Genomic DNA, 14,714 nt, shown 5'->3' on the forward strand with positions numbered 1-14,714 from the left:
GATGAAGTCGACCACGGTGGTCGAGCAGTTCACCGAACTGAGGATGCCGATGTAGTTGCGCGTCCCGACCCGTCCGTCGGCGCGGCGGAAGCCCTGGAAGGTCGCCGGCCCCTCGCCGGGCCGCAGGGGCTCGTCCGGCCGCGCCTCGGCGGCGAAGGCGTAGTCGCGCTCGAACTCCTGGAGCGCCACGTTGTGCTCGTGCACCCAGTCCCCCGCCGCGATGTCGCCCTTGGCGAAGCCGATCACCTGCCCGAACTTGCGGATCGCCGCGCCCGACGGGATGGCGGCGGTAGCGATCTTGTGCCCGCGCGGGATCGCCGCCCCGGCGGTCAGCCCTCCGGGCAGTTCCCGCCCTTGGGCGAGGCTTTCGACGGCGGTGGCGACGTTGTCGGCCGCGTGCAGGCGGAGGATGGGGAGAGCGGTCATGATGCCGTCAGACCTCCAGGATGGCCTTGATGACGCCGGTTTCCGGGCGCAGCCATTCCTTGAACAGCTCAGGCCCGTCGGCCAGCGCGCCCCGATGGGTGTTCAGCGCCAGCGACGGCACCTTGCCGGCCTCCATGAAGCGGACGACCTCGGCGAAATCGTCGGGCTGGGCGTTGCGGCTGGCGAGCAGCGTCGTCTCGCGCTTGTGGAACTCGGGGTCGGAGAAGGTGATCTCGCCCGGCACGACGCTGACCAGCACGTAGCGGCCGGCGTGCGCGACGAAGCCGAAACCACGGTGCATCGCCGTCGAATTGCCGGTGGCGTCGATCACCACGTCGTAGAAGTCGCCGCCGGTCAGCCGCCTGGCCTCCGCCTCCGCCTCGGCGTCGGCGCGCAGCAGATGGTTGGCGCCCAGCCGGTCGCGGGTGAAGGCCAGCCGGTCCTCGCGCATGTCCATGACGGTGACGTTCGCGCCGCGCGCCTTGGCGGCGATGATCGCCGCGATGCCGATCGGGCCAGAGCCGACGACGAGGACGCGGTCCTCGGCGGTCACGCCGCCGCGCTTGACGCCGTGGGCGCCGATCGCCAGGAACTCGATCATCGCCGCCTCGTCGAGCGAGGCGCCGCCGACCGGGATGACGTTCTGTTCGGGCACGCAGAGATACTCGGCCATGCCGCCGTCGCGGTGGACGCCGACGACCTGGATGTTCTGGCAGGCGTTGGTCACGCCGCGCCGGCAGGACACGCAGGTGCCGCAGGACAGGTAGGGCACGATGTAGACGTTCTCGCCGGCCTTCAGACGGCTGCCGTCCGGCGCCCGCTCCACCGTTCCCGACAGCTCGTGCCCCATCACGCGGGGATAGGCCAGGAAGGGGTGCTTGCCCTGGAAGATATGGAAGTCCGTGCCGCAGACGCCGACGCGGCGGATGCGGACCAGGACCTCCCCGGCGCCCGGCACCGGGTCGGGCCGGCTGATGACCGCCAAGCGGCCGGGTTCCTCGCAGATCAACGCCTTCATTGTCCTGAAACTCCTGTCGGATGGGGGCGGGCCGGCGCCGTGGCCGGCCCGGTTCGCGTCACTTCGGCATCTCGGCCGGCAGGGGCACGCCGTTGTAGGTCTCGTAGATCTTGCTGAGCTTGCCGTTGGCGAGGTTGGCCTGGATCCAGTCGTTGACCACCTTGCGCAGCGCGTCGTCGCCCTTGCGGAAGCCGGCGGCGTAGGGGTTGGTCTTCAGCACCAGCTTGACCTCGTAGGGGTCGTTCGGCCGGCGCGCGTTGACCGCCGCCATCACCTGCGGCGAGGAGGCCATGATGTTGACCTGACCGGAGATCAGCGCGGTGATCAGCGTCGCGTCGTCGTCGTAGCGCACCATCTCGGCGCCCTGGGCCTGGGCGGTGGCCTCCTTGTCGTTGGTCGAGCCACGCGTCGTGCCGAGGCGCTTGCCGACCACGTCCTTCAGGTCGGTGATCGCGACGTTCTTCGGCGCGGCGACGACGACCTGGATGACGCCGTAGGGATCGGAAAAGTCGATGACCTTCTTGCGCTCCTCGTTGATGCTGAAGGAGGCCATGACCATGTCGGCCTTGCCGGTCAGCAGGAAGGGCACGCGGTTCGGGCTGGTGACCTGGACGATCTCCAGCGCGTAGCCGAGATCGGCGGCCAGCGCCTTGGCGGTTTCGACGTCGGAGCCGGTCGGCTGCATGGCGCTGTCGTTCATGCCGAAGGGCGGCGAGCCGAGGTCGATGGCGACGCGGATCTTCTTGTTGGCCTTGATGGTGTCGAGGCTGTCGGCGAAGGCCGGGGCCGTCAGGCTGGCGAGCATGGCGACGCCGGCCGCGGCGATCAGGTGTCTGCGGTTCATGGTTTCCTCCGTTTGGATTTGTTGCGATTCGAATTGCCCTCTCCCGCCCCGGGAGAGGGAGAAACTCACAGCCCGCTGCCGACGAAGCCGCGCAGTTCCTCGGTTTGCGGGCGGTCGAGCATCGAGCCCGGACCGCTCTCCCACACCTTGCCCTGGTGCATGTAGATGACCGTCGAGGCGACGCGGCGGGCAAACGCCATCTCGTGGGTGACCAGGATCATCGTCATGCCGCCGGCCGCCAGGCTCTCCATCACCTTCAGCACCTCGCCGGTGAGCTGCGGGTCGAGCGCCGAGGTCACCTCGTCGAACAACATCAGCTTCGGCTTCATCGCCAGCGAGCGGGCGATGGCGACGCGCTGCTGCTGCCCGCCGGAGAGCTGCTCGGGATACTGCTCGGCCTTCGCCTCCAGCCCGACGCGCGCCAGCACCTCGCGGGCCAGCTCGCGGGCCTCGGCCTTGGACATCGACTTCACGCAGGTCGGCGCCAGCATGATGTTCTGCTCCACCGTCAGGTGGGGGAACAGGTTGTAGCTCTGGAAGACGATGCCGACGTCGCGGCGCAGCGCGCGGCGGTCCAGCGCCGGGTCGTGGACGGCGTGGCCGCAGACATGGATGCTGCCCTGCTGGATCGTCTCCAGCGCGTTGATGCAGCGCAGCGCCGTCGATTTTCCCGACCCCGACTGGCCGATGATGGCGGTGACCTCGCCGGGGCCGACGTCGAAGGACACGCCGTCCAGCACCTTCAGCGCGCCGAAGCTCTTGTGGACGTTCGACAGGCTGACGACAGCCTTGGCGGAAACAGGGGCATGCATGGGCTGTTCGTCCTCCCGGAGACGCGCGGGCTTAGCGACGGCTGACATTGAGCTTCCTTTCCAGGCTGCGGCTCCAGGTCGAGAGCGGGAAACAGAGGGCGAAGTAGAAGACGGCGACGACGATGAAGATCGTGAAGGGTTCGAAGATCGAGTTGTTGATCAGCTTGCCGGCCTGCGACAGCTCGATGAAGCCGACGACCGAGGCCAGCGAGGTGTTCTTGACGATCTGCACCAGGAAGCCGACGGTCGGCGCGGTGGCGAGGCGCAGGGCCTGCGGCAGGACGACCCGCGTCATCCGCTGCCAGCGCGTCAGCGCCAGGCATTCGGCCGCCTCCCACTGGGTCTTGGGCACCGACTGGATGCAGCCCCGCCAGATTTCGGCGAGGAAGCCTGAGGAATAGACGGTCAGCCCCGCCCCGGCGGCGATGATCGCCGGAACCGCGTCGAAGCCGGCGATGGCGACGCCGAAATAGATCAGGAACAGCAGGATCAGCAGGGGCGTGCCCTGGACGAGCTGGATGTAGACGATCGCGGCGATCCGCAGGGACCGGCTGGCGGAGACGCGGGCCAGCGCCACGACGAAGCCGAGCAGCCCGCCGCCGACGAAGGCGATGACCGACAGCCCGACCGTCCAGAGCGCCGCCCAGGCCAGGAATTCGAGATGGGTGAAGCTGAAACCGGGCATGACCTTTCCCCTCAGAGCGCCGTGCCGAGCTTGCGCCGGCGGACGAAGACGACCATGCCGAAGCCCCAGAAGGCGGCGCGCACGACGAAGGACAGCAGCAGGTAGAGGACGCCGACGACGATGTAGGTCTCGAAGCTGCGGAAGGTGTCGGACTGGATGCGGTTGGCGACCGCCGTCAGCTCCTCCGCCGAGATCTGCGAGGTGATGGAGGAGGCCAGCATCAGCAGCACATACTGGCTGGTCAGCGCCGGATAGACGCGCTCCACCGCCGGCCGCAGCACGACGTGCCAATAGGTCTGCACCCGGCTGAGGCCGAGGCAGTCGGCCGCCTCCAACTGCGCCTTGTGCACCGATTCCAGGCCGGCGCGGACGATCTCGCAGGTGTAGGCGCCGACGTTGACGACCAGGGCGATGACCGCCGCCATGTTGGCCGAGACGTGGATGCCCAGCGTGGCGATGCCGAAATAAACCAGGAAGATCTGCACCAGCAGCGGCGTGTTGCGGATCACTTCGACGTAGGTGGCGACCGCCCATTTGACGGCGGGCGAGCCGTCGGCCCGGCCGATGGCGCACAGCGTGCCGAGCACGAAGCCGAGCACCGTGGCCAGCGCCGACAGTTGCAGGGTCAGCCACACCCCGGTGGCGAATTCGCGCCAGAAAGGCAGGAGGACCGAGAAATCGAATTCGTAGGTCATGAGCGGATTCCCTCGGCAGGCCGGGCCAGCACGGCATCGAGCAGCGGGGTCGCGTGGCGGGCGGAACCGGCGCCATACACCCAGGCGAGGAAGGCGCCGATGCGCTTCTCGACCTTGGCCGGGTGGTTCTGGGCGATGTCGGCGATGCGGTGGTCGAGGAAGGGGTTGAGGAAGCGGTCGAGCGTGGTGGCGACGTAGGCTTCCGCCTCCCCCGCCATGCCGCGCGCGGCGAAGCCCGGCACCACCTCGGTGCGGTAGAGGCTTTCCAGCCGGTCGCGGACGCGGCCGTCGGCCAGGATGGCGCGCACCGTCTCGTCCGGGTCGCGCCGCTCCGCCATCCACAGGTCGGCCAGCACGCTGTGGCCGAGGTTGAGGATGTGCAGCTTCAGCCGCTCGAAGGGCTCCAGATCGTCGGTCATCACGATGGCCGGGTGCCCGCAGGGGGCCGGAAGGCCGGGCCGGCGCTCGATCGCCCACAGCGCATAGGGCTCGGCCACCGCGCCGATCGGCTCCAGCGGCTGCGAGACGATGCGGTCGACCAGCGTGTTGCCGATGATCACCGACCCCGCCAGCCAGCCGAGGAAGCCGGCCGGCGCGCCCGCATCCCGCGCCAGCCCGGCCAGGATGGCGGCGAGCACCTCGCCGTTGCGGCTGACCAGTTCGCAAGGAAGGATCGTCAGCGGCCGCCCGCCGTCGCGCCAGCGCCGGTGCAGCAGGGCCAGCAGCTTGCCGGGAAAGGAGTGCGGGACGGCGGTGCCGGACAGCAGCGCCGGATGACGGTCGGCGGCGGCGACCTCGTAGCCGGTGTCGCCCATGTTGGAGACCACAACGTCCGTCTCCCCGGCGAACAGCGCCGACAGTTCCTCCCAGTCGCGGGCGGCGGCGAGGCCGCGGTCGACGCTGGTCACCTGGATCCGGCGTTCCACCGGAGCGCCCCTCTCGATGCCGCGGATGATGACGGGAAAACCGCCGGGACGGCCGAAGGCGGCGACGCGCCCTGCCCGCTCCGCCGAGCCCGACGCCTGGACCACCGCGATCGGCCCGACCGGCTGGCCGGCCTCCCGCGCCTCGTGGACGAACAGATCCACATGGGCCTGAAGGAAGCGGCTGGTGCCGAATTGTAGGATGCGGCCGGTCATCGTCCGGAGATCTCCCCTCGACGGCGGAGCGGTGGCCGGTGCTCCGGCTCCCGCTGGAACCGTCCGCACCGCCGTTCGTCCGCCATCTTGATTGTTGACGTCACCTGTTCGTTACGGATAACAAACATAGGAGAAGAGAGAGGGTCAATCTGTTTTTTATGGGAAAAAACCAATGAGAAAAAACAGGGCGGACGCCACGGCATGAAGACCAACACCCTCTACAAGCGCAGCTACAACCAGTGCCTGGACCTGGTCGCCGCGCGCACCTTGGGCGGGGATCTGGGGTCGGAGAACGAACTGGCGGCTGCGCTCGACGTCAGTCGGACCACGGTGCGCGCCGTCCTCGACGGGCTGACCGCCGCCGGGCTGATCGGCATCGACAAGCGTGCGAAGCGGATCCTGCGCCACCCGGCCCCCGCCGACTACTACCCCGACACCGAGACGGAATCGGTCGCCACCACCGTCGAAAAGAAGTTCATGGCCTGGATCCAGCAGGGCGACTGCAAGCCGGGCCAGCACATCAGCGGCCTCGACCTCGCCCGCCAGTTCGGCACCTCAAACTCGGCGATCCGCGAGCACCTCAACCAATTCAGCTATTTCGGTCTGCTGGAGCGGCGCCCCAACAGCCGCTGGGTTTTCCGCGGCTTCACCGAGGAGTTCGCGGAGGAGTTGACGGAGGTGCGCGAGATGTTCGAACTCCGTTCGGCCCGGCGCTTCATCGAACTCGATGCGAAATCACCGCTGTGGCAGGAGCTGGACCGCATCGAGGAGCAGCATGTCGCCTTGCTGAAGGACATCGACCAGCGCTTCATGGAGTTCTCGGAGCTGGACCAGCGCTTCCACAGCCTGATCAACGAGGCGGCGCCCAACCGCTTCATGGAGATGTTCTTCGACGTGATCTCCATGGTCTTCCACTACCACTACCCGTGGAACAAGCGCGACGAGAAGGAACGCAACGCGGTCGCCATCCAGGAACATCTCGCCTACATCCGGGGCCTGAAAAGCCGCGACCCGGAGCGGATGATGACCGCCTGCCGCGCCCATCTGGACACCGCTCGCGCGAGCCTGCTCCGCTCCATGGAGGTGCGAAGGTAGGAATTGGACTTCCAGGCGGAACGATGGACGCCGGGTTATGGTGTCCCGTTCCGTGCGGACGCCAGATCGGACTCCTGACCCTCCTGGCCTCCCTTCTCGGCGTCTGGCCACTCGAAATTCAGGGACGCCTCGTCACAACGACGCCAGACCGTCCGGATCGCTGTCCACGATCGCGTGACTGCCGGGCGGCCATCCCGCCTCAGCGCTCATCAAGGGAGGGATCAAGCGGTTCCTGAACATCGATCGCGGCTGGTTCGGCGAAGCGGCGCCGCGGCATTCGCGCGCGACGATTTCCTGAGGGGCGACCGGATCAACTGGTACCGGGAGGCGACGGTCGGCGGCCTGAATATCGTCAGATCGAGACCGCGGTGCGGCGGTTCCTCCCGGCAGGCACTCCTCTCTTCTGCCACCGTCAAGGGGATGGGTGACACGGCGGAATCACCAGCCTTTAACCTGCGTTAAGGGCCGGCCGTCGGCGGCGGCGGACACTGCGGCCGGTATCATCGCGACAGGCGCTTCCAGGATTGTCACGGAGACCGTCATGACCGACCTCAGTCTGCGCAAGCTCATTCTCGACGAACTGGAGTTCGGGCGTTCGTCCCCAAGGACAGCGCTCAGGCCAAGGTTCAGGGCGGCTGGCTGACTCGCGGACGATCATGACGGAGAGCCCGCTGCCGGTCCCGATGGCCCATTGAATCCGTTCCATCCATCGAACAAGGACCGAAGCATGCCGCGGCACATGGCAACCGGAGTCGGGTCTTCGTGTTCGCCGTGACCGAAGCAAACGGAGACGATCATGCCGCGGGATCCGTCCACCGTCCCGGCGCGGTGCTGGCACGGCATCGACCCGTCCGCCGTCTGTTCCGAACTCCGCACCGGAGCCGACGGACTCTCGGAGCGGGAGGCGGCCGACCGTCTGCGCACCTGCGGCGCCAACGCCATGCCCGCCGCCTCGGTTCGCGGCCCGCTGCGCCGGTTCCTGTCCCAGTTCGGCAGTCTGCTGATCCGCATCCTGCTGGCGGCGTCGGCCGTCACCGCCGCCTTGGGGCATTGGACCGACGCCGTGGTCGTCCTGCTCGTCTGCGTCCTGAACGCCGGCATCGGCTTTCTCCAGGAGGGCCGGGCCGAACGCGCGCTCGACGCGATCCGCGGCATGCTCGCCCCCCAAGCGACCGTCCTCCGCGACGGCCGGAGGCGCGCCGTCCCGGCGGCCGGTCTGGTGCCCGGCGACGCCGTGCTGATCGAACCCGGCGACCGGGTGCCCGCCGACCTGCGCCTGCTGCGCGCCCGCGGGTTGCGGATCGATGAGGCGGCGCTGACCGGCGAGTCGGTGGCGGCGGCCAAGAGCGTGGAGTCGGTCGCCCTTGACAGCCCGCTGGGCGATCAAGCGTCGATGGCCTTCTCCGGGACGCTGGTCGTCGCGGGCCAGGGCCTGGGCGTGGTGGTCGCCACCGGCGCGGGCACGCAGATCGGGCGGATCACCAGCCTGCTCGCTTCCGTGCGGACGCTCACGACACCGCTCCTGGAGAAGGTCGGCACGCTCGCGCGCTGGGTGACCGGAAGCGTGCTGGCCGGCGCGGTCCTGGTCTTCGCTCTCGGCGTCCTGGTCCGCGGCCATGAGGCGGCCGGCACGCTGATGGCCGTGGTCAGCCTCGCCGTGGCGGCCATCCCGGAAGGGTTGCCGACCATCCTGACCGTGTCGCTGGCGGTCGGCGTCACCCGGATGGCGAAGCGCCAGGCCATCATCCGCCGCCTGCCGGCCGTGGAGGCGCTCGGTTCCGTGTCGATCGTCTGCTCGGACAAGACCGGCACCCTCACGCGCAACGAGATGACGGTCAAGGCGCTCGCCACGGCCTCCGGCCTGTACGAGGTCGACGGTGCCGGCTACAGCCCGCGCGGCGGCTTCCGGCAGGACGGCCGGCCCCTTGCCGATCCTGGCGAGGTGCCGGACCTGGACGGAATCGCTCGGGCGGCGGTGCTGTGCAACGACGCGTGCCTTCGGCGGGACGGCGGGGGCTGGCGGATCGAGGGCGATCCGATGGAGGGCGCCCTCGTCGTGCTCGGCTGCAAGGCGGGGATCGATCCGGACGAACTCCGGAGGCTGTTCCCACGCACCGACATCATCCCCTTCGAACCCGAGCACCGATTCATGGCGACGCTGCATCACGGCCATGACGGAACCGCCTTCGTCTGCGTCAAGGGAGCGCCCGAACAGGTTCTGGCCATGTGCGAGCGCCAGCCCCGCGACGGTCGGGCGGAGCTGGGTGACGGAACGGCCCCAGATGCCGCGTTGTGGCGGTCGCGTGTCGTCGGGATGGCTTCACGGGGGTGGCGCGTCCTGGCCATTGCCTGGAAGCCGATGCCGGCTGGGCGGCTGCTCCTGCGCTTCGACGACGTCGAGGGTGGTCTGTCGCTGCTGGGCCTGCTCGGGATCGCGGATCCGCCGCGCGACGAGGCCGTCGCAGCGGTCGCGCGCTGCCGGTCGGCCGGGATCCGCGTCAAGATGATCACCGGCGACCATGCGGACACGGCGCGGGCCATCGCCCGCGACCTCGGGCTTGCCAACCCGCAGGACGTCCTGACCGGATCGGACATCGACCGCCTGTCCGACGAGGCGCTTCGCCGGACCGCGCCGAACGTCGACGTGTTCGCCCGCACCAGCCCCGAGCACAAGCTGCGCCTGGTGCGGGCGTTCCAGGCGGACGGCTCGGTCGTCGCAATGACGGGGGACGGCGTGAACGACGCCCCGGCGCTCAAGCAGGCCGACGTCGGCATCGCCATGGGACGGAAGGGCACCGAGGCCGCCAAGGAGGCCGCCCTGATGGTTCTGGCCGACGACAACTTCGCCTCGATCGTCGCGGCGATCCAGGAGGGTCGGACCGTCTACGACAACCTGATGAAGGCGATCCTCTTCCTGCTGCCGATCAACGGCGGCGAGTCCCTCGGCATCGTGGCGGCGATCCTGCTCGACACCACCCTGCCCATCACGCCAGTGCAGATCCTGTGGGTGAACATGGTGAGTTCCATCGGCCTGTCGATGGCGCTGGCTTTCGAGCCTCCGGAGGCCGGCGCGATGACCCGGCCGCCCCGTCCGCCCGGTGAACCGATCCTGTCCGGCTTCCTGGTCTGGCGGACGGTTCTCGTCTCGCTTCTGTTCCTGCTCGGCATCTTCGGAACCTTCCACTGGACCCTGGACCGCGGCGCCAGCTTGGCCGAGGCCCGCGCCGTCGCGGTCAACACGCTGGTCTGCATGGAGGTGTTCTATCTCTTCAGCGTCCGTTACCTGCGCGTCCCCTCCTTCACGGCCATCGGTCTGCGGGGCACGCCCCATGTCCTGGCGGCCGTCGGCGCGGTCGTGACGCTCCAGCTTATTTTCACCCATGCCCCCATCATGCAGCGCTTCTTCGGCATCGGCACGGTCGGCATCGACGACGGCGTGGCGATCCTTGCCACCGGCGCCGCCCTGTTCGCCGTCCTCGAACTGGAGAAATTCGTCCGGCGCGCGTTGTTCCGGAGGAGGGATTGAAGCCGGGACAAAGAATGGCGGCCTATCAGCGGGCAGATGAGCGGCAGCCCACGCCCCCCGCATGGAATGATGAGGCACGGACCCGATCCGTCCGCTGACCGGACGGGAGGCTCGGCGCCTTTACGCGGATCATGCGGACCGGTGGCATCCCACGGAGAATGCCGATTCACCGCGGCCATCTTGACCCAGGTAAAGGCCGGCGCCGGCAAACGGCTCATCCTTCCCGCGAGAGAAGCCACGAAGCGGGAGACCCGTCATGTCCTACAAGGAAATCCTGGTCCATTTCGATCATTCCCCGGCCGGTGTCCGCAGGATCGAAGCCGCCGCGCGGCTGGCGGAACGGTTGGACGCGCATCTGACCGGGCTCGTGATCCGGGTCCAGCCGCAGTTCCGCTTCAGCGCCGAGATACCGCCTCCCGCGTCCGTCATGGCGGCGCTCGAAAGAGGCGCGACCGAAACGGCGGAGCGCGCGGCGGCGGCGCTTGATGCGGTGCTCGCGCGGCAGGGCTGCGCGACCGGGCAGCGCCTCATGGATTGCCCTCCGGCGATGATCGCCGACCGGCTGGCGCTGCACGCACGGTACGCCGATCTTCTCGTCCTCGGCCAGCCCGGAGGCGACGAAGCTTCCGACATCGACGACCATGACGCCGAACTGCTTCTGCTGTCGTCCGGCCGCCCCGTCCTCCTGATCCCCCATTACGGGACCTTCCCGACGATCGGCGAGCGTGTCCTGGTGGCCTGGGACGCGCGCCGGGAGGCCGCCCGCGCGGTGGCGGATGCCATGCCCCTCATCGAAATGGCGCGGTCGGTGCAGGTTCTCACCGTCAACCCGGAGGCGGCAGGGAGGCATGGCGAGGATCCCGGCGCCGACATCGCCCGCCATCTGGCCCGCCACAACGCATCCGTGGACACCCTGTCCCTTCGGAGCGATGAGCTCGATCCGGCCGACCTGACGCTCAACCAAATGGCCGACTCCGGGACCGATCTGCTGGTCATGGGCGCCTACGGCCATTCCCGGCTGCGCGAACTGGTGCTCGGCGGCATGACCCGCGCCATGCTCAAGCGCATGACGGTGCCGGTCCTTATGTCCCATTAGGCCGTCCCTCCAACGAGCTTGCGTTGGCGCAGGACCCGGTTCGACAGGCCGACCGCCGGCCTTGCGAGGTCGTGCCATGCCCTGGGCAACCCGGCCGACGGGATCGGCGTCCCCAGCCCCCCGATCAGCGCCATGGACCGGATCCTGTTCCGGAACCCGTACCGGCGGCGTTCATCGAGCGGAAACCGACGCCCCCGGTCGGGGGTCCGGCGTCGACCTTGATCGAGGCCACCCTTCAGCCGGCCAGGCTGGCGGCAGACCACGACATCGAAACACGGCTGGATGACGGCAACGGGTCTTCAGGCGGCCTCGGCCACCGCCGCGACCAGGAAGGAGAGTTGCAGGCTGGTGCCCGCGCCGACCGCCCATTCCGGTTCCGCGCCAACCTGCTGCGCCAGCAGCCCGATCAGTTGGAGACCGGACGACCGCGCGCGCTCGACCGGCAGGCCGATCCCGTCGTCGGCCAAGAGCAAGCGCACATGCCCCGTTTCCATCAGCGCCAGATCGAGCATGATCCGCCCCGGCCGTTGCGGAAAGGCGTGCTTGGCGCTGTTGGTGACGAACTCGTTGACGATCAGGCCGAGCGGAACGGCGACGTCATGGCCGACCTCGATGTCGTCGGCGTGCACCGCCAGCGTGATGCCTCCGTGATGGCTGCGGCCATACAGGGCGACGGCGTTGCCGCAAAGCTCCCGCAGGTACCCGCCCAGTTCGACCGTTCCGACCCGCCGGGCGTCGTAGAGCCGGCTGTGGACGAGGCGCAACGCCTCGATCCGCCCTTCCAGCTCATCGAGCATGGCGCAGCTTCCGGCGCAAGGGCTCTGGAAGCGCTCCATGGCGATCAGGCCCATGATGGCCTGAAGGTCGTTCTTCACCCGGTGCTGGAGTTCGCGCATCGCCGTCGTGCGTTCCTGTTCCACCCGGAGCAGGTACAGGCTGGCGTCCCGCATGGACTCGTACACCGACGCCAACTCCGCCGAGGCGGAGACCGGAGTCGGCGGCAGAGCGCCCCCCGGCCGTCGCAGGACGTCCACCGTCCGCACCAGCCCGGCCATCGACCGCGACAGCCGGCGGGCGTAGGCGAGCACGAAGACCAGGGCCGCCAGGATCGTGGCGCCGCTGACGGCCGCCGCCAGCCACAGCGACCGGCGCATCGGCTGCTCGAACAGGCTGGCCGGAGCGGCGAAGGCGAGGCTCCATCCCGACACCGCCGACCGGGAGAAGGCGAGCGACAGGGCTTCGCCCTCCAGAGCCGGGCCTTCGGCCCAGCCGTCCGGCGATTTGCCGATCGCGTCGAGAACCCAGCCCGGCGCCGGCTTGCCGACAAAGCGCTCGGCACCGCGCGTCCGCGCGACGACGATACCGTTGCGGTCGATGATCCCGGCCACCCAGCCCTCGGCGACCCCCTCCTCGCGCAAAAGCTCCTGCCATTTGGCTGTGGCCACCACCGCAACCAGCACATCGGCGGAACCATCCTTCCGCGAAACGGGTACGAGCACCGCCACAACGGGGGGCTGGGCGATCGGCCCATACAGGAGGTTCGAGATCTGCGGCCGGCCGGTGGCCACGGCCTTCTCCACCAGCACATCCATGGAGTTGTCGCCCTGCATGGGCGTTCCGAACGGGACGGCGGTGGTGAACAGCACATCGCCCGCAGCCGTGCGGAGCGTCACATGCGACCAATAGGGATGGCGGGCCTTGATGTCCTGCACCATGCGGTAGGCATGCTCGGGGTCCCGGTCGTCGGCCAGAGCGACCGCGAGGCTCTCCAGGGCGCTGGTGGTGACGAGCAACTGGCGGTCGAGCGCGACCGACAGAGCCCTGGCGGTTCTCACCATCTCCGCCTCGGCAAACCCGCGCTGGTGGGAAAAATTCCAGGCGATCAGGCCGACGGTGACCAGGGCCATGGCCGCCAGCGGCGGCCCCATCATGCCGAGGAGCACGGAGGCGATGTTGCGCCTTGCCGCAACGGGGGACGCCGGTCGAGCACCCGGGACTGTCGCCACATCCATCGGATTCCTCCGTGACACCGATTATCCAAAGACAAGGCTGCGCCATCGTCACGCTACGCCACGGGCACCAAGCGCACATGCAGTAAATTATCGTAGAATATAAAATGCATTTACTTCAATATCATATGACAAACAGAATATGCTGATTCCACTCTTGCCGCAAGACTCCCGCGAGAGTCAAAGCACGAGGAATCCGCGCCCACATTTTATTAAACACTTGCGATGGCATATTGCTGATTTTGCGAAACACTCTTTCCATGGCCGCGACTTGCGAACATACATTTAAGGAATTTTTGTGAGTATGGCAATTTTGCTTATGTCTTAATCTCGATCAATCCAGACGTGACCCGTGTCTGCTTTCTTCACTCCAACGGAACGCTGGCGGCTCTCCTGTCCGCGAGCGTCCGTCGCGAACCGCGATGGGGCGGTGAAAGGAGGCAGAATGTCGTACCATGTGATACTGGCACCGATGACCGGCAGCGACACGGACGGTCACGCCCTGCACGCAGCGCTCGCCGTCGCGCGGGAATTCAACGGGCACGTCGACGCCCTCTACATCGATCCGCGTCCGGAGGACACCTTGCCGCTCCTCGCCCAGGGCCTGCCCGAGCCGGTGATCCTGGACATGACGCGCACCGTGCGCGCCCAGAACGCCGCGATCCGCGAGCGGGCCCACGGCCTGTTCGAGCGGGCCACGACCTCCTTGAGCGGACTGGCCGTTTCCGAACAGCCCGAACGGGACGGACCGTCTGCGGCATGGCGGACGATCCGCGGCACGGCGGATGCCCTGCTTCCCCACGAGGGGCGCAAGGCCGACCTGATCGTTTTCGCCCACAGCACCCTTCCCGGACAGCAGGCGGCTGTCGAGGCGGCGCTGTTCGGCACCGGCCGACCCGTGCTGCTGGTTCCGCCCGAACACTCCGCGCCGCTCGGACGGTCGGTGTCCATTGCCTGGAACGGCAGCGTCGAAGCGACTCGCGCCGTCGCCGCCAGCCTGCCGTTCCTCCATCGTGCCGACAGCGTCTTCGTGCTGTCCACCGAACCACGATCGGTGGACCCGCATGACTGCGCGGGATTGCTGCGGTATCTGCGCTGGCACGGCGTGGACGCCGAGTTCGCCGCCGTGCGCACCGGGTTGGACGATTTGGGGGATGGGTTGATCCGCCGCGCCGACGAACTCGGCGCCGACCTGATCGTCATGGGGGCCTATGGCTACAGCCGGTTGCGCGAGACCGTGTTCGGTGGCGTGACCCGTTTCATGCTCCGTCATCCGAACAAGGCGCTGCTGCTGACCCACTGACCGGCCACCCGCGCCCGGCTCCGGCTTAACCTGCGTCAATCGCCGCCACCGGACACGCGCGCATTC

Annotated in this window: 13 protein-coding genes (1 of these 13 running past the window's edge); 4 read left to right on the top strand and 9 right to left on the bottom strand. The window is 68.4% G+C overall.

Annotated elements, in window-relative coordinates; translation table 11 throughout:
* The 7 genes from JN22_RS11670 to JN22_RS11700 form a co-directional block, all read right to left on the bottom strand.
* Positions 1–426 carry the 5' end (the start) of a UxaA family hydrolase gene (locus JN22_RS11670; protein ID WP_085554080.1) on the bottom strand. It extends 1,098 nt beyond the left edge of the window, so only the first 426 of its 1,524 coding nucleotides appear in the window; its start codon is at positions 424–426; its stop codon lies off the left edge, out of view.
* 7 nt (positions 427–433) lie between these two features.
* Entirely contained in the window at positions 434–1,444 is a 1,011-nt protein-coding gene (locus tag JN22_RS11675; RefSeq protein WP_085554081.1) for a zinc-binding alcohol dehydrogenase family protein, read from the bottom strand.
* Between the two features lie 58 nt (positions 1,445–1,502).
* Positions 1,503–2,288, bottom strand: coding sequence for a transporter substrate-binding domain-containing protein (locus JN22_RS11680; RefSeq protein ID WP_085554082.1), 786 nt, complete (start codon positions 2,286–2,288; stop codon positions 1,503–1,505).
* A gap of 65 nt (positions 2,289–2,353) precedes the next feature.
* The gene (locus JN22_RS11685) at positions 2,354–3,100 is read right to left on the bottom strand and encodes an amino acid ABC transporter ATP-binding protein (protein WP_085554083.1); all 747 of its coding nucleotides are present in this window, start codon (positions 3,098–3,100) and stop codon (positions 2,354–2,356) included.
* 31 nt (positions 3,101–3,131) lie between these two features.
* Entirely contained in the window at positions 3,132–3,785 is a 654-nt protein-coding gene (locus JN22_RS11690) for an amino acid ABC transporter permease (protein WP_085554084.1), read from the bottom strand.
* A gap of 11 nt (positions 3,786–3,796) precedes the next feature.
* Positions 3,797–4,480 carry an amino acid ABC transporter permease gene (locus tag JN22_RS11695; RefSeq protein ID WP_085554085.1) on the bottom strand — a complete coding sequence of 228 codons (684 nt, stop codon included), beginning with the start codon at positions 4,478–4,480 and terminating at the stop codon, positions 3,797–3,799.
* Positions 4,477–5,619 (bottom strand): mannitol dehydrogenase family protein, encoded by a 1,143-nt coding sequence (locus tag JN22_RS11700; RefSeq protein WP_085554086.1) that lies wholly within the window; start codon positions 5,617–5,619, stop codon positions 4,477–4,479. Before JN22_RS11700 ends, JN22_RS11695 begins: the two co-directional genes overlap by 4 nt.
* A gap of 201 nt (positions 5,620–5,820) precedes the next feature.
* Between JN22_RS11700 and JN22_RS11705 the strand changes: the two genes are divergently transcribed.
* The 3 genes from JN22_RS11705 (at position 5,821) to JN22_RS11715 (ending at position 11,336) form a co-directional block, all read left to right on the top strand.
* Positions 5,821–6,714: a GntR family transcriptional regulator gene (locus JN22_RS11705; protein WP_085554087.1), complete on the top strand. Its 894-nt coding sequence runs from the start codon at positions 5,821–5,823 to the stop codon at positions 6,712–6,714.
* A gap of 796 nt (positions 6,715–7,510) precedes the next feature.
* Positions 7,511–10,240 (top strand): HAD-IC family P-type ATPase, encoded by a 2,730-nt coding sequence (locus JN22_RS11710; RefSeq protein ID WP_085554088.1) that lies wholly within the window; start codon positions 7,511–7,513, stop codon positions 10,238–10,240.
* 256 nt (positions 10,241–10,496) lie between these two features.
* Positions 10,497–11,336: a universal stress protein gene (locus JN22_RS11715; protein WP_085554089.1), complete on the top strand. Its 840-nt coding sequence runs from the start codon at positions 10,497–10,499 to the stop codon at positions 11,334–11,336.
* On the opposite strand, the gene JN22_RS11720 is transcribed toward JN22_RS11715, so the two are convergent.
* Entirely contained in the window at positions 11,333–11,470 is a 138-nt protein-coding gene (locus JN22_RS11720; protein ID WP_179166130.1) for a hypothetical protein, read from the bottom strand. The two genes, JN22_RS11715 and JN22_RS11720, sit on opposite strands and share 4 nt — an antisense overlap.
* A 165-nt stretch (positions 11,471–11,635) precedes the next feature.
* Positions 11,636–13,279, bottom strand: a complete 1,644-nt coding sequence (locus JN22_RS35215; RefSeq protein WP_179166131.1) for a sensor histidine kinase — start codon at positions 13,277–13,279, stop codon at positions 11,636–11,638.
* Positions 13,280–13,817: 538 nt separating this feature from the next.
* Between JN22_RS35215 and JN22_RS11730 the strand changes: the two genes are divergently transcribed.
* Positions 13,818–14,648, top strand: coding sequence for a universal stress protein (locus JN22_RS11730; RefSeq protein ID WP_211099633.1), 831 nt, complete (start codon positions 13,818–13,820; stop codon positions 14,646–14,648).
* Positions 14,649–14,714 lie beyond the last annotated feature (66 nt).

Source organism: Azospirillum agricola (genome assembly GCF_020005195.1).
Taxonomy (GTDB): domain Bacteria; phylum Pseudomonadota; class Alphaproteobacteria; order Azospirillales; family Azospirillaceae; genus Azospirillum; species Azospirillum agricola.